Consider the following 20,173-nt stretch of genomic DNA (forward strand, 5'->3'; position numbering starts at 1 on the left):
CCCCGTCCGCTTGAATCTCCCCCGGAGGTGGTCCTTGACAGGGCAGCTGCCGGAGAAGCCACGTTCGCGGCGTAGGAAGGTGCCATGGGCCGCGCCGGTCTCGGCCGGCATCGCGGCCGCGGCGGCCAGCATCCTGGCCGCTTCCGTCGACTGGGACATCCCGCCCGTCGTGAAGGTGGGCGTGACGATGACCGCGGCGCTCCTCGTCGGCCTGACCACCTGGGCCACGACCGAGGCGCGGCCCAGGCGCGAGGTGACGGCCGAGCCGTCCTCGCGTCCGCCGGACCAGTGGCCGCCCGTGCCCGAGCACTTCACCGGGCGCGTCGAGTCGCTCGCCGAGCTGCGGACGGTCTTCGGCGAGCGGCGCAAGTCCAAGGCCGGCGATGTCTCGCCGCCGCTGGTCGTCTCCGTGTACGGCCGGGGCGGCGTCGGCAAGTCGGCGCTGACGGCCAGGTTCGGGCAGGAGGTCGCCGGCGCGTTCCCCGACGGGCGCCTCTACGCGGACCTACGGGGCGGCGTCGACGCCCCGGTACGCCCGGAGGAGGTGCTGATCGGGTTCCTGCGCGCGCTGGGCGTCCGGCTGACCACCGATCCGGGCGGCCTCGACGAGCTGCGCAAGCTCTGGCTGACCTGGACCAAGGACCGCAGGATCCTCATCGGTCTCGACAACGCGCACGGCGCCGACCAGGTCAAGCCGCTGATCCCGGCCGAGCCGGGCTGTGCCGTGCTGGTCACCTCGCGCCAGCCGCTGTTCCTCAACGGCACCTACGACACCCAGCTGAGCGTGTTCAGCGAGGCCCACGGCGTGGAGCTGCTGGCCAGGCTGGCCGGCGGCGAACGGGTGGTCGACGACCTCGCCTCGGCCAAGGAGATCGTCCGGATCTGCGACTATCTGCCGCTGGCGATCAACATCTGCGGCGGCCGGCTGGCCACCCGAGAGCACTGGACGCTGCGCCAGATGGCCGACCGGCTGGCCGACGAGCGCCGCCGCCTCGACCAGCTCGAACTCGCGCAGACCGTCGACAAGAGCGTGCGCGCCTCCGTGCAGCTCAGCTACGACGACTGCACCGGCATGCAGCGTCGCCTGCTGCGCCTGCTGTCCGCGCTCACCTCGCCCGACGTGCCCGGCTGGGTGGCGGGCGAGCTGCTCGACATCTCCGGGCTCGACGGCGCCGACCAGCTGGAGGCGCTGATCGACGCGCAGCTCGCCGAGAGCTCGGGTGTCGACCAGACCGGCGCCATGCGCTACCGCCTGCATGACCTGGTCCGGCTGTTCGCCACCGAGCTGGCCGAGGAGGATGACCAGGGCCGGCGCAGGGCCGCGATCGAGCGGGTGCTGTCCGGCTACCGCCGCCGCGCGGAGGAGGCGGCCCAGGACCGCTGGCCGCAGGACTGGAGCCGCGGCGGGCGCAGCTCCGGCATCGAGGGGCAGACGCACGCGGGCGACTGGCTCAACGCCGAGCGGCTCTCGCTGCTCGCCATGATCAATCTGGCCAGGCAGCTGGAGCTGTGGGAGCTGACCTCGGGGCTGGCCAGGGCGTTCTGCTCGCTGTGCCACTCGCTGCGCGCCTACTGGACCGACTGGCACGCCGTGGCGGAGGCGGGCTGCGAGGCCGCGCGGCGCACCGGTGACCGGCGCGCCCTGGGCATCGCGCTGCTCGACCGCGCGGCCGTGCAGGGCGGTCTCGGCGGGCACCAGCAGGGCTGGGTGGGCGCCGAGCAGGCGCTGGAGATCTTCACCGACCTGGGCGAGTCGTGGTGGGCGGCCAGGGCGATGCGCACGATCGGCATGGGCCTGTTCAACGACGGCCACCTCGACCGCGCGCAGTCCTACCTGATCGGCGCCATCACCTCGTTCAAGGGTGAGGAGGACTTCTGGTGGATGGCCCGCACCCAGCGCAACCTCGCCGAGATGCGGCTGGCCGAGCGGCGGCCCGAGGAGGCCAGGGAGCTGCTCGAAGACGCCCTTGAGGTGTTCAAGCACGCGGGCAACCGCTACTCCGAGGCCCAGACGCTGCGTGCCTACGGCGAGGTGCTCGCCGCGCAGGCCCGCGGCCGGCACCGCGAAGGTGAGCACCGGGCCGCTCTGGAGGGCTTCACCAAGGCCGGTTTCAGCCTCGACCGCGCCGCCGAGATGTTCCGGCAGCGCGGCGAGCTGTGGGAGGAGGCCCGCTGCCTGCGCGCCGCCGGCGAGGTCGGCGACCCGTCCAACGGGCTGCGCGAGCTCGACTTCGTCCGGCGGGCGGAGGAGATCCTGGTGGCGCTCGGCGACTCCTGGGGAGTGGCGCGCACCGCGCTGTCGGCCGGGCGGGCGCTGGCCAGGCTGGGCCGGATCGAGGAGTCGGAGCGCGAGCTGCGCCGGGCCGTACACGCCTTCGAGGAGCTCGACGACCGGTGGTGGATGGCGCTCAGCCTGCGCTACCTCGGCGAGACACACCTCGACTCGGGCGGGCCGCGCGCGGCCGTCGAGCCCCTCCAGCAGGCCAGGGACATCTACCGCAGCCTCGGCAACGAGGCAGGCATGCGCAGGACGCTGGAGCTGCTCAGGCAAGTGGAGTCCTGAGCAGGGGAGATCAGGGGAGCAGGGTCCTGGTCAGGGCAGCGGAGTCCTGATCAGCTCGCCGGCGGCCTGCCGGGCCTGGTAGATGCTCTCCTCGAACAGCTTGCGTACGTGCGCGGCCTGGTCGGCCAGCTCCCTGATGTGCGTACGGGCCTGCTCGTCGTGGACGGTCTCGGCGATCAGCTGCTGGTAGTCCGGCGTCCGCGCGGCCAGCGCCTCCAGCCGCCGGTGCGCGTGGAAGACCTTGTCCGCCTTGAGCACCTGCTTGGCGTACTTCTCCAGGTGGCGCACCCGCCGCGACAGCGACGTCCAGGCCACGTCCAGCGCGGCGGTGTACGGCTTGAACGCGTCCTCCATGCCGGTGGGCAGGTCGCGCGGGATGAGCCGGCCCTGCTCGGCGTGCATGGACGACAGCTTGGCCAGCCGCTGGGCGATCTGCCACACCTCTTCCGGCAACGTCACCCGGTTGTCGATGGTGTCGATCAGCCCTGCCCTGTTCACCTGGGAGTTCAGGATCGCGTCCACGGCGTCCTGGGCGCGGCGAAGCAGCATCTGGCAGGGATAGTCGAGATCTTCGGGTAAGACGTAGTGGGCGGCGTACTCGGAGGCGAGCCGCAGGCGTTTCTTGGCCGCCCGGTTCGTCGAGTCCACGGCCATCCACCGCAGCAGCCCGATCAGGCTCATCCCGAGCGCGGCCACGATCGCGCCGCTCGTGTCGGTCACGGCCCAGATCAGCATCAGGAGTGCCGGAAGGACGAGGAGCAGGAGGGGATTGACGGAGGAGCCCATCCGCCGGCCGGTTCTGGCCATGCGAAGGATGTGCGGGCTGGATCGCAGCTGGAGGGAGATGTCCGGGGGCAGGGATGGGTCGATCACCAGCCTCGGGGGCAGAGCACGCGGATCCATACCGTTCATGCTGCGTTATGAACCTCGAATCCGCTCATTTTTGAGGGACATATAGGGTCTAATCAATGAACGAGATGACGCGATGGATCGATCTGGAAGGCGCCGTCAACGTGCGTGACCTGGGTGGACTCACCACCCATGACGGCGGCGTCACCCGCTACGGACGGATTTTTCGGGCGGACAATCTTCAAGGGCTCACCGACAAGGACGTGTCCCGGCTGGTCAGCGAGCTCAAGCTGCGGCACGTCGTGGACCTCCGCTCCAACGCCGAGGTCGCGCTGGAGGGCCCCGGGCCGCTGACCCGGATGCCCGAGGTGACGCATCACCATCTGACGCTGTTCGCCGAGGGAGGCAGGTACACCGACGTCGAGGCCGACACCATCGACGGCGACCGGGTGCTGCCCTGGCAGGAGCGTGAGCTGGACGAAGACCTGCGGATGACCGGTTTCTACTACGGCTACCTGCGGGACCGGCCCGACGCGGTGGTGGCCGCGCTGCGGGCGATGGCGCTGAGCGACGGCGCGGCCGTGGTGCACTGCGCGGCCGGCAAGGACCGCACCGGGGTGCTGTCGGCGCTCGCCCTGGAGGTGACGGGCGTCACCCGGGAGGAGATCATCGCCGACTACGTGGCCACCGGGGAGCGGCTGGAGCAGGTGCTGCGGCGGCTGCGCGGCAGCGCCACCTACCGCGACGACCTCGACTCACGACCCGCCGACGACCACATGCCCCGGGCGCGGTACATGGAGCAGTTCCTGTCGGTGCTGGACGAGCGGTTCGGCGGGCCGGCGGTGTGGCTGGAGTCACACGGATGGACGGAGTCCGACACGGAGACGATGCGCTCCCGCCTACGCGAGTAGGCCCTCCGGCCGTCTTCGGTCCGTTTCCGCGGGGGGCGTCCTCCATATGGACCCCTGCCTCGACGGACCGTCTTCTTCCGTACCCCCCTGGAGGGGTGTCCTCCATATGGACCGCTGCCTCGACGGACCGTCTTCTTCCGCACCTCCCCGGAGGGGGTATCCCTCCCAAGGACCCCAGCCACCACGGACCGTCACAGGGATCAAGACGGTCGTGAGACGAGCCATCGGCCCTAGGTTCTTTCGGTCGCGCTCTGCTGCAGCTGGACGACGACGTGCTCGGTAGCCGACAGACGGGCCGCCTCGATGACGGTCAGCGCGTCGATCACGCTGTGGGGGCTCACCGGCGGCGGCGTGCCGGCGCGCAGGCAGGACTCGACGCCGCGGTAGAAGTCGAGGTACGCCCCAGCCTCGGTGCGGACCGCGGTTTTGTCGTCATCCGTCCCGACAAGCCCCCACATCGCCTCGCTCTCCTCGCCGAACCCCGGCGAGTCGGGCGAGATCCCGGCGCGCAGCCGTTCCTCCTGCACGTCCATCCCGTACTTGACGTACGCCCCCCGCGACCCGAGCACCCGGAACCGCGGCCCGGCCTGAGCGGCCAGCGCACCGGCCCACAGGTGCGACCGAGCGCCACTGACGTGGGACAGCGCGATGAACGTGTCGTCGTCGGCCGCCACCCCCTCACGCCGGATGTCACTCTCCGCGTAGACGTCGCGCACCGGCCCGAGCAGCTGCAGCGCCTGGTCCACCAGGTGGCTGCCCAGGTCATAGAGCAGGCCGCCGACCTCCTCGGGGCCGCCGGCCTCGCGCCAGCCGCCCTTGGGCACCGGCCGCCAGCGCTCGAACCGGGACTCCAGGCGCAACACGTCGCCGAAGCGGCCCTCTCCGGTGAGCCGTCTCAGGGTGCGGAAGTCGCCGTCCCAGCGCCGGTTCTGGAACACGGTCAGCATCAGGTCGCGTTCGGCCGCCAGTCGTAGGAGCCGGCGGGCCTCCTCGGCGGTACGGGCCAGGGGCTTGTCGACCACGACCGGCTTGTCGCGGGTGAGCGCTTCGGTGGCCACCGACACGTGGGTCTTGTTCGGTGAGGCGACGACCACGAGGTCGCAGCGGTCCCACAGCCCGGCCAACTCCGGTACGGGGACCGCGCCGTAGCGGGCGGCCACCTCGTCGGCTCGCGCCGGGTTTCCGGTGACGACGGCGGACAGCCGCAGGCCGGGTGTGGCGTGGATCAGAGGCGCGTGGAAGTACGCGCCCGCCGTGCCGTACCCGACGAGGCCGACCTCGATCTCGCTCATCGGCCCAGCGTAACGCGAGCCCCCATCGTCACCGCCCGGCGCGATGGGGATCTCTCACCTGGGGCGGCTACTCGTCGTCGCGTTCGGCCAGGAAGCGTTCGAACTGGGCGGCGAGTTCGTCGCCGGTGGGCATCGGGGTGGCCTCGGCGATCAGGTTCTCGCGATCGGTGCCGCCCGAGAACGCGTCATACTGCTGCTCAAGGCCGCTGATGGCGGTGGACAGCTCGGTCGACGCCTGGATCTGCTCCTCGATCTCGATCGTGGTGCGCTGGGCCGCCTCGCGCAGCGCGTCCAGCGGGAAGAGCAGGCCGGTGCCCCGCGTGATCGCCTCCAGGGCGGCGACCGCGGCGTGCGGGTATTCGGCCTGCGACAGGTAGTGCGGCACGTGGACCGCGTAGCCCAGCGCGTCGTGCCCCTGGGCGCCGAGCCGGAACTCGATCAGGGCGGCCACGCTGGCCGGCACCTGTACCCGGCCGAAGGAGCTGGTCTGGGCATTGATCAGCTCGGGACGGCTGGCGTGCATGGTGATGCCCAGCGGCCGGGTGTGCGGGACCGCCATCGGGATGCCGTGCAGCGTGACTATTTTGCTGATCTTCAGCTGGTCGATGAGGGCGCCGACCGCCCGGGTGAACAGCTCCCACTCACGGTCCGGCTCGGGGCCGCTCATCACCAGGAAGGGGGTGCCGGTGGCGTCCTTCGCGGCGTAGACGGCCAGCTCGGGGCTCTCGCATTCGACCCATCTGTCGGTGTCGAAGGTCATGATGGGCCGTCGCGAGCGATAGTCGAGGAGGCGGTCCACGTCGAACGTCGCCACGGTCCGGTGCTCCAGCTCAGCCAGCAGGTGGCCCAGCGCGAGGCGCCCGGCACCACCCGCGTCGACGAAGCCGTCGAAGTGGTACAAGAGCACGGGATCGGCCAGCTCGGGCGCATCGTCTGCGAGCTTGTAGAGATCCGTCGGGTCGAACACGGTTGGACAGCCTTTCCCTAGGTACTCTCTCCAGAACCTACGACGAGCCGCAACGATTCCGTGCAAGGCACCCTATCGAGGGAAAATGGTGGACATGGACGGAGATCCGGAGCTCGAAGAGTTCGCCACCAGGATGTTCGACCTGGCCAGGGCGGGAGACACGGAGACGTTGCACGCCTACGTGGACGCCGGGGTTCCGGCAAATCTCACCAATAGCAAAGGTGACACTTTGCTGATGCTTGCGGCTTATCACGGTCACGCCGCGACCGTCAGGATGCTCGCCGAGGTGGGCGCTGATCCGGGAAGAGCGAACGACCGTGGCCAGACACCTCTGGCGGGTGCCGTGTTCAAGAAGGAGTCTGCCGTGGTCAGAGCGTTGCTCGACGCGGGTGCGGATCCGGCGGCCGGAACCCCCTCAGCGGTCGACACGGCGCGGATGTTCGCGAACGACCAGTTCCTTGAATGGTTCCGGCAAATCAGTACATAGTGCGAAATATGGCTAAATGTCTTGGAAGTTAGTGAGTGTGGCCTTTCGAACAGTCCATCGTCATGCTGTGAGGGTGGTTACTTCTGCGCACTCCTTCAGTAGGCGACCGCTTCGCATCCCTCCATTGCCATGCCCGTTCCCGAACGAGATCAACGTGCACGCCACAGAGATCGACTCGGAAAGCCACGCATGGCTGGCCGCCTCGCACATGCTCACCGGAGCCGACACGATCGAGCACTTCCGGCGCTCGAAGATCGGCCTCCTCGCCGCGCGTACCAACCCCACCGTGCCGCGAGACAGTCTCAGACTGATCAACGACTGGTACAACTGGCTCTTCGCGTTCGACGACGCGTTCTGCGAGGGCGAGCTGATGGGACACCGGGCCGCTGCGCTGGCCCGCGCCCTTCCGCCGCTCCTCGAGATCCTCGACGGCCGCAAGGAACCGGACGCCACCGACCCCTTCGGGCTCGCCCTGAGCGAACTGCTCCACCGAATCTCGGACATCGCCACCCCCACTCAAGTGGACAGGTGGCGCATCACGGTAAAGGAGTACCTCTTCGCCCAGATCTGGGAGGCGGCCAACCGCGAGGTCGACCTGATCCCCACGCCCGAGGACTATGTGCTCATGCGCCGCATCACCGGGGCCACCTACACCTGCCTCGCGCTCATCGACGCGTGCGGCGGCTACCGGCTCGAAGCGGAGGAATGGCACCATCCGGACGTGCGCGCGCTCTCCGACCTCGCCTGCGACCTCATCGGCTGGGACAATGACCTGCTGTCGTACGCCAAGGAGCGCGACAACGACAAGGCCCGGCACAACCTCGTCACGGTGCTGGCCACGCACAAGACCCTCACGTTGCAAGAGGCGCTGCAAGAAGTAGCGAACATGCACAACGAAGCCATCGCCGCCTTCCTCGACCGGCGCGCGGCGCTCGACCACTGGGCCTCGTTACCGGTGCACAAGTATGTGCGCGGCCTCGAACACTGGGTGCGCGGGCACATCGCGTTCTCGCTCGGCAGCGCCCGCTACATCCACGCCTGGCCGACCGGCACGTGCTGGCCGCAGGCCGTCTAGCCGACATCTCCTGGGGCGTCCAGCTCGCCGAGCGCGAGCGCGGACGCCTCATCGAGGTCGAGCCGCGCGCCCTCCTCGAAGGCGTGCTTGTAGGAGTCCTCGCCCATCACCTTCTGGCACTCCTTGACGCACTGCTCGTGGTCGCTGGTGAGGAACGGCGCGCCGAGCAGGGGCAGGCCGGCGGTCTTCCAGTTCTGATGGAGCGCGCCGAGCAGCCGCGCGGCGAGTGGTGCCTGCTCCATGACGGCGAAGATCCGGGCCGTGGTCTCCAGCACCAGCAGCGTGCCGAGCGTGTCGTGGAAGTGGCGCTTGATCCGCAGCCCCTCACGCGCACTCTGCAGCGCTTCCTCGGCCCGGCCCGTCGCCAGCCGGGTGATGGACAGCGACCACTGCGCGTAGGAGCTCAGCCACAGCTCGCCGCGTTCCCTGCACACCTGCAGGCAGTCCTGCAGCAGGGACTCGGCCTCGTAGAGCTCACCTTGCGCGGACAACACCAGCGACAGCTCGACGATGGCCGGCAGCAGGCCCGGGTTGAGCTCCTTGTTGTCGGTGTTGAACTCGATCGCCACACCCAGCAGCGCGCTGGCCTTCTGCAGGTCGCCCTGCAGCAGGGCCGCCGTCCCCTGCATCTTGGAGGCGAGGATGACCGCCTTGGAGTCGCCGACCCTGACCGCCTCGGTGCTGCACTGCTCGGCCGCCGCCAGCGCGCCGACGCTGTCGCCCTGGCCGCTGCGTACGTAGGACAGCACCCAGAGAGCCTTGCAGCGCTCCTTGCTCACTCCCGGGTTGGCGTGCAGCGCACGTTCCAGATAGAGCCGGCCTTCGCGTACGAATCCACAGCAGACCCACATGAACCACAGCGACGACAGCAGGGTCAGCGCCAGGGCGGACTCGCCGGGCGACCGCAGCGCGTGCTCGAGGGCTACGCGCACGTTGTCGTGCTCCTGGCGCATGCGGACGAACCAGTAGATCTGCCTCGGCCCTGACCAGGCGTCCTCGCTACGCTGCGCCAGGCTCAGGTAGTACTCCAGATGCCTGTGCCGCATCTGCTCGGTCTGCCCGAGCTTGTCCAGCCACTCCTCGCCGTACTCGGCCAGCGTGTCGATGAGCTTGTAGCGGACTCCGGCGTGATTGCTCCTGATCAGCAGGATCGACTTCTCCACCAGCCCGGTGACCAGGTCGGTGATGTCCTCGGACGGCAGCCGGTCGTCGGCGCACACGAACCTGGCCGCGTCGAGCTCGAAGTCGCCCGCGAACACCGACAGTCGTGCCCACAGCAGTCTCTCCGCCGGTTCGCACAACTCGTGGCTCCATCCGATCGCCGCGCGCAACGTCTGATGGCGCGGTAGTGCCGTACGACTGGCGCCCGCCAGGAGGCTGAACCGATCGGCCAGCAACCCCAGGATCTGGTCGACCGACAGCGCCCGCAGGCGCACGGCGGCCAGCTCGATCGCCAGCGGAATGCCGTCGAGCCGGCGGCACAGCTCGGCCACCGCGCCGATGCTCTGCTCGTCGAGCAGGAAGTCGGGCATCACCGCGCCGGCGCGAGCCGCGAACAGCTGCACCGACTCGTTGGTGAACAGGCTCTCGGTCGGGTCGTCGCCCGGCACCTGCAGCGGCGGGACGGGGATCACGTGCTCGTAGGGCAGGTGCAGCGACTGGCGGCTGGTGGCCAGCACCTTCAGATTGGGGGCGCGCTCCAGCAACTCCTCGACCAGTTCGGCGCAGCCCTGCACCAGATGCTCGCAGGTGTCGATGATGAGCAGCATGTCCCGATCGCCGACCCACTCCGACAGCGACTCGGACTCGGTCCGCTGCGACTGGTCGGCGATGCCCAGCGCCGACGCGATGGTGTGCTTGACCATTCCGGCGTCCTGCAACCGGGCCAGGTCGGCGAACCAGACGCCGTCCTCGTACTGGGAGCGGATCTGGTGCGCCAGCCGGAGCACCGTGCGGGACTTGCCCACACCGCCGATGCCCGTGACCGTCACCAGCCGCGACTCGGCGAGATGTCGCTTGAGGTTGGCGAGCAAGCGGGTCCGCCCCACGAAGCTGGTCAGCTCCGACGGCAGATTACCTTCTCGCCGCCAGCCGGTTGGGGTGGCCATGGGCGACCTCACGGGGGATAGGCGACACCTGCCTTGGCATCGTACCCTTGGGGCCCTTCGCCGTACGGGATAAGCCGCGCGGGCCGGGAATGAGTTTGTCCCTCTGGGTAGCATGTATACCGTGAGTGAATTCCTCCCGGAGCAGACGGGCGACGATACGGACCTCGGCTGGGGCGACTGGCGCGACTCCCAGGACGCCGACTCGGACTCCTTCTACCTGGACGACAAGCCACCTCACTGGGGGTGACCGTCTGTTAGGCGCTGGTGAGCGTCATCAGGTGATGTCGGGCGGGCAGACCAGACACGGAGACCGTCCTGCGGCAGGCCGCCTTCCTCATACGCCAGAAGTCCGTCACCGGCCAGAATCCGGCCGACGCAGACGTCCGTCCCCCGAACGGGCTTGTGCCACCGAAGGCGGGCGGCTCCGGTGGCAGTGGCAAGACGCCTGCCGGCAGCGGCAGGCGTCTTAGCTGACCACGTCCTTGCGGCGGAAGCGGCGGAAGGCCACGGCGATCAGGATGGCCGCGTACGTCACCGACACCGAGGCGCCCTTGACCATGCCGCTCCAGTCGAGTTCCGGTGCGATGGCGTCCAGCCAGGCCGTGTTCCAGAAGGTCGGCAGAAACTCCCGCAGTGACCCCAGCGCCTCCACGGCCTGCAGGATGGTGCTGATGATCCACAGGCCCACCGCCCCGCCGACCGCGCCGAGTGGTGAGTCGGTCATCGTGGAGATGAGGAACGCCAGCGCCGCCACCACCAACTGGCTCACCAGGGCGTAGCCGATCACGATGCCGAAGCGCGGCAGCACGTCGAGCGCCGGGATCGTCTCACCCGTGCCGGGCACCAGGATGTCATGCCAGCCGAACGCCAGCGTGCCGGCCAGCAGTGCCATCAGGGGCAGGCAGATCACCGCCGCCGCCGAGTAGCCGAGCGCCACGATGATCTTCTGCCGCAGCAACCGGTCACGCGGCACCGGCGCGGCCAGGAGGTAGCGCAACGACGACCAGCTCGCCTCGCTCGCCACGGTGTCGCCACAGAACAGGGCGACGGCCACGACCAGCAGGAAGTTGGCCGACACCGACAGGGCGAACGCCGCGAAGTTGAGGCCGCCGGCCGTCGCCAGGTCGGAGATGCGCAGCGCCGACTGCTGCTGCCCGCTGGACTGCGGGCCGAACTGGAAGGCGATCACCAGGATCCACGGCAGCGCGAGCAGCAGCCCGAACATGACGAGTGTGCGCCGCCGCTTGAACTGCCTGACGACCTCTACCCGCAACGGCAACGTCCGGCGGGGCGCGTAGCCGGTCGCCGAGCGGGTCGTGGACCCGGTTACGGTCCCCGGCCCGGCCAAGGTCGCGGTCCCGGCCGCTGACCCGATTCCGGCCCCTGGTCCGGTCCCTGGTCCGGTTTCTGGTCCGGTCCCGATCTCAGTCTCTGGTCCCGTCGCGGTCCCGTCGGTGGAGCCGGTCGCGGTCCCGTTCGTGGAGCTGTGGGTCACGACTTCTCTCCGATGAGGTCGAGGAACACGTCTTCGAGGCGCGGCCCATGTCCGTTGGTGGAGGTGGCGGCACTGAGCAGCACCGACACCGGACCCGCCGACACCAGACGGCCTCTGTGCATGACCACGACGTGGCTGCACGTCTGCTCGACCTCCGCCAGGAGGTGGCTGGAGACGATCACCGTACGGCCGTCGCGGGCATAGCGCTTGAGCACCTCGCGCATCTCCCTGATCTGGGGTGGGTCCAGGCCGTTGGTGGGTTCGTCGAGGACGAGCAGGTCGGGCAGGCCGAGCATGGCCTGGGCGATCGCCAGCCGCTGCCGCATGCCCTGCGAGTAGGTGCGTACAGCCCGCTCCAGCGCCTTGCCCAGGTCCGCGATCTCCAGCGCGTCGTCGAACCGGGCGTCGGCGGTGGGGCGGCCGGTGGCGGCCCAGTAGAGCTCGATGTTGTCGCGGCCGGACAGGTGCGGCAGGAACCCGGGCCCCTCGACGAACGACCCGAGCCTGGACAGCACGGGCGCGCCGGGGGTCACCCGGTCGCCGAAGATGCGGACCTCACCGGCGTCGGGCTGGATGAGGCCCATCATCATGCGCATCGTCGTCGTCTTGCCGGCGCCGTTGGGGCCGAGCAGTCCCAGCACCTGACCGCGCTCGACCCGGAACGACAGGTCGTCCACGGCCAGCTCACCGTTGCGGTACGCCTTGGTGAGCCCCCTGATCTCCAACGGCACCTCTTCGCCGGGCACGGGTCCCACTTCACTGGGCAGGGGCTCCGCACCGGACGGATCGCCGTCCTTAACGAAGACGCCGGATCGGCCATTGCCCTGGTCAGTGGTGGTATGGCCGCCGTCCTTAACGAAGACGCCGGATCGGCCATTGCCCTGGTCAGTGGCGGTATGGCCGCCGTCCTTCACGATGGCGTCGGATCGGCCGTTGTCCTTCTGGACGATGGCGGTCCGGCGGCGGTCTCGTACGGTGGGGATCCGGCGGCGGGATGGGGTCCGGCCGGTGGCCAGGATGAGGGCGGCTACCGCGATGGCGGCGAGCGGCATCGCCCACACCCACCACGCCACCCCGGTCGTGGGTGCGGCCAGCGCGGATACCGTCGGTACGGCGAGGGCGGGCGCGGCCAGGCCGACCCGGTAGGAGGCCGGCTCGACGGGCGTCGCATAACCCATGTCGGTCGTCGTCACCGCCAGCCGCAGCCGGTGCCCCACCGCGAAGCGGAAGTCGACGGCGGGCAGCGTGACCGTGGTCTCCACGCTGCCGGCGCCCTCCGGAACCGTCACGCGCAGCGGCGAGACCAGCCCGGCGGGCAGGTTGGGCGGCTGTGCGGTGTCGGCCACGTCATAGACCTTGGCGAACAGCGTCACCTGCCCCTTGCCGTAGACCTTCAGCTTGACCGAGGGGCTGCCGGTGAGCTGGAGCGGTGCGGTCAGCGGCGCCGACTCGAAGACGGCCACCTGGCCGGGCATGTCGAGCCCGACGCTGAGATTGGTCGCTCCGCCGCCTCCGCCGAGCAGGCCCCCGACGCCGGGCACCGTGGAGATGGAGGCGGGTGAGCCGCCGGGCGGGTTGGCGATGTTCTGCTCGGGGCCCTTGAGTGCGACCGTGGTGGTGGCGGTGCCGGCGAGGCCGGGGTACGCGGCGGACTCGGGGTGGAGCCTGATGCGCTGGCGGGTGCCGGGGTCGCGGCCGCCGTCACGGGTCACGGTGAACCGCTCCGGGACCGGCGTGCCGTCACCCTTGAGGTAGTGGCCGAACCAGCCGGCCGTCTGGTCGTAGAGCCAGTCGGCCTCGCCGTTGCCGCCGTCGTGGCCGCCGTCGAACCAGGCCAGGCTCACCGGCGTGCCCGCGGCGGCGATCGCCTTGGCGTTGGCGTCGGCCTGGCCGAGCGGGAACAGCGAGTCGCGCTGCCCCTGGATGAGCAGCGTCGGCGCCTTGATGCGGCCGGCCACCGTCACCGGGCTGGACTTGCGCAGCAGCTCGATGGCCTCCGGCGTGGCCCGCCCGGTCTTGGCGACCTGCTGGTACATCTCGCAGACCGCGGGCAGGAACCTGCCGCACCTGGCCTGCTCGGCCGTCAGCGGCCCGCTCTGCTGACTGAGCGCGCCCAGCCCCTGAGCCGCGCCGAGCCCCTGAGCAGCGCCGAGCCCCTGAGCAGCGCCGCCGCCCTGGACCGGGGCGCCACGGCCGAAGAAATAGCCCGCCCACATGCGCTTGAACACGCCGTTGGCCGGACCCTGGCCGCCACCGTCGGGGAACAGCGCGTCGGCCAGGTCGGCCCAGGTGATCTGCGGCACGATCGCGTCCACGCGGCTGTCGTAGGCGGCCGTCATCAGCGCGATGGCGCCGCCGTATGAGCCACCCGCGATGCCCACACGCGGGTCGCCGGGTGCGTCGAGCCGGACCTCGGGCCGCTTGGCCAGCCAGTCGATGAGCTGCTTGACGTCCTTGACCTCGTAGTCGGCGGAGTTGAGCGCGATCTCGCCGCTCGAACGGCCGAAGCCGCGAGCCGACCAGCTCAGCACCGCGTAGCCGTCCTGCGCCAGTCGCAGAGCCTGCTGACGCACGCTCTGCTTGCTGCCGCCGAACCCGTGCGCGAGCAGCACGACCGGAGCCTTCCCGCCACCCGCGGCGGGGAAGAACGTCGCGTCGAGCTCGACCCGCTGCTCGTCGGCCGGCCCGTCGACGACGGCGATGCGCTGGTCGAGGCCCTTCGCCTCGGGAGCGGACGGCCACACCAGCCACGTCACCACCCCCGCGAGGGCGAGCACCGCGACCGGCGCGGCCACACGTTTCATGTGGTTGAGCCTACTTTCCGCACCTGAGAAACCCCTGAGACAGTGGATCAGCCCAAGATCGCGTAGACCGTGGACGCCCGCGCGGCCGGCTCGGCCGCCCCGTCGGCCGTCAGCGTCACGTCGGAGAAGGCCAGCGTCCGGCCGATTTTGGAGATGCGTACGTCGATGAGCACGTCCTTGCCCGTCACCGGCCGCTGGAACGTCGTCGACTGCTGCACCGTCGTCATCGGCACGAACCCGCCCCTGGCCGAGGAGATCGCGATGACCGTGGCCGTGTCGGCGGCGGCCATCATGGCCTGGCCGCACAGCCCGCCGCCCTCCCTGGCCAGCGCGTCGGACCAGGGCAGGCACACCACCGCGTGGCGCTCACCCAGCTCCCGCACGCGCAGCCCGAGTTGCTGGATCCAGGGCGCGAAGTAGTCGCGCAGAATGGCCTCACCGTCTTCTGGAGTCACCCGCCCATCATGCAGGCTGGCAGGCATGAGCGAGGAGACGTGGCGAGAGCCTGTGGATAACTTCCTGCCACGGATACCGCCGGTGGAAAAGCCGCCCGTGAGTGAGGTCTTTCTGCCCGCCACGTACGCGCACGCCGTCCCGTACGACCTCTACGACCGGCTGCGGCGGGAAACCCCCGTCTGCCGAATCCCGGAACCAGCCGTGGGTCCGTGGCGTGAGGGGCCGGGATACTGGGGCGTGTTCCGGCACGCCGACGTCAAGCACGTGCTGCGCGCCGCGGACGACTTCTCCTCGCACCTGGGCGCCACGCAGATCCGTGACCCCGACACCCCCGCCGACCTGGCCTTCGTGCGGGCGATGATGTTGAACACGGATCCGCCGGACCACTCCCGGCTGCGCAGGATCGTGGCGGCCGCCTTCACGCCGCGCGCGGTGCGGGCGCTGGAGCGGACGATCGCCGAGCGGGCCGCGTCGCTGTTTGCCGCGGGCGTGTGCGACTTCGTGGAGGTCGCCGCCGACCTGCCCGTCTGGACGCTCGCGCACGTCATGGGCGTGCCGGACGAGGACAGGCGGCTGCTGTACGACTGGGCGTCCCGGGTGATCGGTTATCAGGACGCCGACTACGCGGGGCTGTCCACGGCCGACGCCGAGTCGCTCAGCCCGATCGGCCGCCTCGCCACCGCTTCCCGGCCGCGGCTCGGGCCAGGGGTGAACCCCCGCTCCCGGGCGGCATTGGCGGACATGTTCGCGTACGCGCACGCGCTGGCCAAGAGCGCCCACGGCGAGTCGGTCATGTCGGCCATGAGGGACGGCGGCCTGACCGAGGCGGAGTTCGAGAACATGTTCTTCCTGTTCGCCGTCGCCGGCAACGAGACGCTGCGCAACGGCATCCCCGGCGGCCTGCTCACCCTGCTCGAACACCCCGCCCAACTGGCCCGGCTGCGCGCCGACTCCGCCCTGCTCGGCCCGGCGGTGGAGGAGATGCTGCGGTTCTGGCCGCCGGTCATGGACTTCCGCCGTACGGCCACCCGCGATCTCACGCTCGGCGGCCGGAGCATCCGCGCGGGCGAGAAGGTCGTCGTCTACCACGCCTCCGCCAACCGCGACCCGTCCGTCTTCCCCGACCCCGACCGGTTCGACGTCGCCCGCACCCCGAACGACCACGTCAGCTTCGGCTTCGGCCCGCACTTCTGCCTCGGCGCCCACCTGGCGCGCGTGCAGTTCCGGGCGGTCTTCGCCGAGTTGCTCGCCTGGGAGGTCGAGCTCGCGGGGGCGCCCGTCCGCCTCACGTCCAACTTCCAGAACGGGCTCAAACACCTGCCTGTACGGCTGACCCACCGAGGAAGGCAGTTGACCTCCGCCTGACTGTGCGCGCCGGTCTCGATGTCAAGGCCGGCAGAAGGGGCGGCAAGCCGGATGACGAGGCACATGCGCGTATTGCTCCGGAAGAAGGCATCGTAAGATTTCCGCCGTGAAGGCTCCCGCAATCATCAAGTCCGCCGCCGACTGGGCCCTGCCGCACTGGACCCGCGGGCAGGCGGGGCGCGAGACGCCGCCCGACCTGTTCAGGGTTCTCTACTACGGCTGGCTGGTGGCGTTCACGTTCAAGGTGCTCGGCGCGACCTGGGACGTCTCCTGGCACTTCAAGTGGCTGCGCGACGACCTGGCGCCGCCCCACCTGCTCAACTCCGTCGGCACGGCCCTGGCCCTCGCGCTGACCGTGATCCACGGCTACACCGGCTTCGGCGTGGACAAGGCGGCGCTCCGGCTGATCCAGTGGGGCACCGGCATATTTCTCGTCGCGGTGCCGCTCGACCTGATCAACCACCGGGTCAACGGCCTGGACATCACCTCGTGGAGCCCGTCCCACCTCATGCTGTACGGGGGCTCGTTCTTCATGATCGCCGGGGTGATCCGCGGCTGGTTCATGGGCGCGCCGCCCGGCAGGGAGCGCACGGTCATGCTGGGCGCGTTCTTCGCGTTCTTCCTGGAGAACGTGCACTTCCCCGAGCAGCACCAGGAGTACGGCATCCTGTCGATCGGCGCCTGGGACAACCATGCCATCTACGCCGAGCCCATCCTGCTGCGGTTCGCCGCCGACCAGATGGGGCGTCCGGTCGACCGGGTGATGATGACCAACTTCACCCTTCCCGTGCCGGACTTCCTCTATCCGGTGTACGCGGTGGTCGTCGGCGTGACCGTGCTGGTCGTGGCCCGGATGATGATCGGCAGGTTCGGGGCGGCGACGCTGGTGGCCGCCTCCTACCTGGGGTTCAGGACGGTGGCCTGGCCGTTGCTGACGTTCACCAATTTCCCGCCGTCGGCGCTGCCGTACTTCCTGGTGATAGCCGCTATCTGCGTGGATCTCGCGTTCGCCGTACGGCTGTCCATGCGGGGTCTGGCGCCGGTGCGCGCGGTATTGGGGGCGGTGGTGGCGACGGCCGCCGTCTACGGCGCGCTGACCGCGCAGAGTTCGATCATGGGAGCGGTGTACGGCGCGCTGATGGGGCAGAAGGGCCTGCTCGGCGCGCCGCCCCTGGTCCCGTCGTCGGCCGTCTGGGCCGGGGCGGGGCTGATGATCGCCTGGCTGGTCTGCGAGTGGCTCGCGACCCGGCGTCAGCCGATCGAGGCCCGGGTGATCGCGACCGCCACGCCATAGGCCATCCCCATCAGGGCGACCTCGGCGGCCACCCAGCCGACCACGGCCGTGGGCTCGGCGCGGCGGATCAGCGGCAGCAGCCGGAACCTGATGTGCCCGGCCAGCGGCACCAGCAGTGCGGTGAGCGTCAGCTTCACCACCACGAGCAAGCCGTAGTGACTGGTCACGATGGCGCCCGGCAGCTCCACGCCGGGCGTCAGCGCCATCGTGCCGAGCCCGGTGATCAGCCCGGACAGGCCGACCAGGAGCAGGCAGACGGTCGCCATCCTGGAGAAACGCGGCAGGGCGGCGGCCAGCAGCGACGGACGCGGCGCGACGAACACCGCCGTCGCCACCAGCCCGCCCGCCCACGCCGCCGCGCCCATCACGTGCGTCTCCATCGCGATCATGATGGGGTCGTGCCACACGGAGTTGACCGCGTGACCGGTCACGGGAATCGGCAGCAGGCCGAACAGCGCCACGATGATCCGCAGCTCGGCGGGCACCTTCTCGCCGAACCGCACGGCCATCAGCCCGATGCCCGCGGCCACCAGCGCGCACGCGGCGCTGAACAGCAGGCCCTGCCCGGTGCCGACACCGTCGACGTAGGCGGCGATCATGCCGACCGTGGGCAGGCCGCCCGGGTTCAGCTCGGCCGTCTGGAACACGATCGTCAGCAGCGCGCAGACCGCCCATGCCCACGCGGCGGTGACGGTGAGCGGCCGCGTCCTGCGCAGGACCGGCTCGGTCAGCTCCGGCGCGTCGAAACCGAGCAGCTTGGGCACCAGGCTCAGTCCCACCACGGCCACGGCCGCCAGATCGAGCAGCACCCGTACGATCGGCAGCCCGTACGCCACCACCGGACCCGGCATCGGGATGCCCGGCACCGCCTCCTGCGCGGTGAACGTGCTGGCCACCACGGCGGCGACGATCGCGCACACCGCGAACGCCCCGACCACCCACCGCCCGCCGATCCGCTGCCTAGGGGGAGCGGTGATCGTCACGCGCCGGCCCCCTCACTGTCGCGCCTCTCGCTGTCGGCTGGGGCTGGGGCTGGGGTGCGGGCGCGGCGCAGGGACACGGCCGTGCCGGCGGCCAGCACCAGCAGCGCTCCCACGATCCAGACCACGGCCATCCCCGCCCCGCCGTTCGCCGCCGCCTCGGCGGCCTTGGCTCCGGTGTCCCCGGTGCCGCCCGTGACCGCGTCCTGCGTCCCGGCGCCCTCCTGTACGGCCGTGGCGCCCGCCGCGAGGTTGAAGCTGATCTTGCCGGTGACCGGATGCCCGTCGGCCGACAGGATCCGGTAGCCCACCACGTAGGCCCCGGCCGTCCGCAGTGGCTTGACCTTGATCGACACCTTCTCTGCGGCGACCTCGGCCGTCCCGTCGGCCCACGCCGTCCCGTCGGCCCCGGTCACGCCCACCTGGGCGTATCCCTGGCGTACCGCCTGGTCGAACACGAGCGTGATCCGCGCGGGCGCGGCGCTCAGCGTCGTCCCGTCCTTGGGGTCGCTGCCGACCAGCACGTTGTGCGCTCGCGCCGGGAGAGCGACGCCCACCCCGGCGAAGGCGAGCAGCAGGATCACGACCAGCCTCCTCACCGAACTCGTCACGTCTCGTCGCCGGGTGAGCCGGTGAACCGTGCCCCTCAACGCGACCTCCTCTTCACCGTCGAACTCGTCACCGTCAACCTCTTTACCGTCAACCTCAACACCCTCGAAGGAGAGTGGACGCCAACAGAACCCGAATATCGTCTCACCATGACGAACCTGTTCGGCGGCGCCGCCCCCTTCTACGCCAAGTACCGGCCCGGACACGGGGAGGAGGCGATCGGCTGCCTGGCGCGGGCGTTCGGCCCCGGCAGCCGGGTGCTCGACCTCGGCTGCGGCCCCGGCACGGTGGCGATCCCGCTGGCGGGAGCCGTGCGCGAGGTGATCGCCGTGGACCCGGACGCGGGCATGCTGGCCGAGGGCAGACGCGTCGCCGCCGGTACGCCGAACATCCGCTGGCTGCCCGGCGACTCCACGACGCTGGCCGCCCTGCCACCCTTCGACGACGTCGTCATGGGCAGGTCGTTCCACTGGATGGACCGCAGAGCCGTACTGGCCGAGCTGGACCTGCTGCTGCCCCCGGATGGGGCGGTGGCCCTGATCGGACCCTCCCGCGACCACAGCGAGCATCCGTGGGAGCCGGTCGTGCGGGAGGTGCGCGCCGAGTTCGCGATGAACGAGTTCCTGGCGGGCAACTCCTTCCAGGCCAGCGGGGAGCACCACGACGACGTGCTCGCGGACTCGCCGTTCGACCGGGTGGAGGCGAGCCTGTTCGAACAGCGGCTGACCTGGGACCTCGACGCCGTGATCGGGCTGCAGCTGTCGTACTCCTACACCACTCCCGACAGGCTCGGCGACAGGGTGGCGGAGTTCACCGACGCGGTCCGGCGGGTGCTCCTGGCCGCCAACCCGTCGGGCGTGTGGGAAGAGCGGGCGATCACCGAAGTGCTGGTCGCCCGCCGTCCCTAAAGCCCCGCCG

General features: G+C 70.3%; 17 protein-coding genes. 8 read left to right on the forward strand and 9 right to left on the reverse strand.

Going from position 1 to position 20,173, the window contains the following annotated elements:
• The first annotated feature begins 34 nt into the window (after positions 1-34).
• Positions 35-2,563 (forward strand): tetratricopeptide repeat protein, encoded by a 2,529-nt coding sequence (locus AB0H88_RS06965; protein ID WP_357642198.1) that lies wholly within the window; start codon positions 35-37, stop codon positions 2,561-2,563.
• 30 nt (positions 2,564-2,593) lie between these two features.
• Here the strand turns inward: AB0H88_RS06965 and AB0H88_RS06970 are convergent, their stop codons facing one another.
• Positions 2,594-3,466, reverse strand: coding sequence for a hypothetical protein (locus AB0H88_RS06970; protein ID WP_357642200.1), 873 nt, complete (start codon positions 3,464-3,466; stop codon positions 2,594-2,596).
• Between the two features lie 65 nt (positions 3,467-3,531).
• On the opposite strand from AB0H88_RS06970, the gene AB0H88_RS06975 reads away from it, so the two are divergent.
• Positions 3,532-4,323 (forward strand): tyrosine-protein phosphatase, encoded by a 792-nt coding sequence (locus tag AB0H88_RS06975; protein WP_357642203.1) that lies wholly within the window; start codon positions 3,532-3,534, stop codon positions 4,321-4,323.
• Positions 4,324-4,553: 230 nt separating this feature from the next.
• Here the strand turns inward: AB0H88_RS06975 and AB0H88_RS06980 are convergent, their stop codons facing one another.
• Positions 4,554-5,615: a Gfo/Idh/MocA family oxidoreductase gene (locus AB0H88_RS06980; RefSeq protein WP_357642205.1), complete on the reverse strand. Its 1,062-nt coding sequence runs from the start codon at positions 5,613-5,615 to the stop codon at positions 4,554-4,556.
• Positions 5,616-5,682: 67 nt separating this feature from the next.
• Positions 5,683-6,582: a PAC2 family protein gene (locus AB0H88_RS06985; protein ID WP_357642208.1), complete on the reverse strand. Its 900-nt coding sequence runs from the start codon at positions 6,580-6,582 to the stop codon at positions 5,683-5,685.
• A gap of 85 nt (positions 6,583-6,667) precedes the next feature.
• Between AB0H88_RS06985 and AB0H88_RS06990 the strand changes: the two genes are divergently transcribed.
• Together AB0H88_RS06990 and AB0H88_RS06995 are read left to right on the forward strand one after the other, a co-directional pair.
• On the forward strand, positions 6,668-7,069 hold the full coding sequence (locus AB0H88_RS06990; protein ID WP_357642210.1) for an ankyrin repeat domain-containing protein: 402 nt from the start codon (positions 6,668-6,670) through the stop codon (positions 7,067-7,069).
• Between the two features lie 154 nt (positions 7,070-7,223).
• Positions 7,224-8,144 carry a hypothetical protein gene (locus AB0H88_RS06995; protein ID WP_357642212.1) on the forward strand — a complete coding sequence of 307 codons (921 nt, stop codon included), beginning with the start codon at positions 7,224-7,226 and terminating at the stop codon, positions 8,142-8,144.
• Here AB0H88_RS06995 and AB0H88_RS07000 read toward each other — a convergent pair.
• Complete coding sequence (locus AB0H88_RS07000) at positions 8,141-10,252, reverse strand: tetratricopeptide repeat protein (protein WP_357642214.1); 2,112 nt, start codon at positions 10,250-10,252, stop codon at positions 8,141-8,143. The two genes, AB0H88_RS06995 and AB0H88_RS07000, sit on opposite strands and share 4 nt — an antisense overlap.
• Positions 10,253-10,373: 121 nt before the next feature.
• On the opposite strand from AB0H88_RS07000, the gene AB0H88_RS07005 reads away from it, so the two are divergent.
• Positions 10,374-10,499: a hypothetical protein gene (locus tag AB0H88_RS07005; protein WP_357642216.1), complete on the forward strand. Its 126-nt coding sequence runs from the start codon at positions 10,374-10,376 to the stop codon at positions 10,497-10,499.
• Between the two features lie 219 nt (positions 10,500-10,718).
• Here AB0H88_RS07005 and AB0H88_RS07010 read toward each other — a convergent pair whose 3' ends face one another.
• From AB0H88_RS07010 to AB0H88_RS07020, 3 genes are all read right to left on the reverse strand, one after another.
• Positions 10,719-11,600, reverse strand: a complete 882-nt coding sequence (locus AB0H88_RS07010) for an ABC transporter permease subunit (protein WP_357642218.1) — start codon at positions 11,598-11,600, stop codon at positions 10,719-10,721.
• A gap of 143 nt (positions 11,601-11,743) precedes the next feature.
• Positions 11,744-14,551, reverse strand: coding sequence for a CocE/NonD family hydrolase (locus tag AB0H88_RS07015; protein ID WP_357642220.1), 2,808 nt, complete (start codon positions 14,549-14,551; stop codon positions 11,744-11,746).
• A gap of 47 nt (positions 14,552-14,598) precedes the next feature.
• Positions 14,599-15,006 (reverse strand): PaaI family thioesterase, encoded by a 408-nt coding sequence (locus AB0H88_RS07020; protein WP_357642223.1) that lies wholly within the window; start codon positions 15,004-15,006, stop codon positions 14,599-14,601.
• A gap of 97 nt (positions 15,007-15,103) precedes the next feature.
• Here AB0H88_RS07020 and AB0H88_RS07025 point away from each other — a divergent pair, with 97 nt between their 5' ends.
• Both AB0H88_RS07025 and AB0H88_RS07030 read left to right on the forward strand, forming a co-directional pair.
• A complete protein-coding gene (locus AB0H88_RS07025; RefSeq protein WP_357642226.1) occupies positions 15,104-16,372 on the forward strand; it encodes a cytochrome P450 in 1,269 nt (422 codons plus the stop codon).
• A 106-nt stretch (positions 16,373-16,478) separates the two neighbouring features.
• A complete protein-coding gene (locus AB0H88_RS07030; protein ID WP_357642228.1) occupies positions 16,479-17,666 on the forward strand; it encodes a hypothetical protein in 1,188 nt (395 codons plus the stop codon).
• Here AB0H88_RS07030 and AB0H88_RS07035 read toward each other — a convergent pair.
• Together AB0H88_RS07035 and AB0H88_RS07040 are read right to left on the reverse strand one after the other, a co-directional pair.
• A complete protein-coding gene (locus AB0H88_RS07035; RefSeq protein ID WP_357642231.1) occupies positions 17,624-18,649 on the reverse strand; it encodes a CopD family protein in 1,026 nt (341 codons plus the stop codon). The two genes, AB0H88_RS07030 and AB0H88_RS07035, sit on opposite strands and share 43 nt — an antisense overlap.
• Positions 18,646-19,230 (reverse strand): copper resistance CopC family protein, encoded by a 585-nt coding sequence (locus AB0H88_RS07040; protein WP_357642234.1) that lies wholly within the window; start codon positions 19,228-19,230, stop codon positions 18,646-18,648. Before AB0H88_RS07040 ends, AB0H88_RS07035 begins: the two co-directional genes overlap by 4 nt.
• Before the next feature lie 48 nt (positions 19,231-19,278).
• On the opposite strand from AB0H88_RS07040, the gene AB0H88_RS07045 reads away from it, so the two are divergent.
• Positions 19,279-20,163 (forward strand): class I SAM-dependent methyltransferase, encoded by an 885-nt coding sequence (locus AB0H88_RS07045; protein WP_357642236.1) that lies wholly within the window; start codon positions 19,279-19,281, stop codon positions 20,161-20,163.
• Positions 20,164-20,173 lie beyond the last annotated feature (10 nt).

This window comes from Nonomuraea sp. NPDC050680, from assembly GCF_040654555.1.
Classification (GTDB): Bacteria; Actinomycetota; Actinomycetes; order Streptosporangiales; family Streptosporangiaceae; genus Nonomuraea.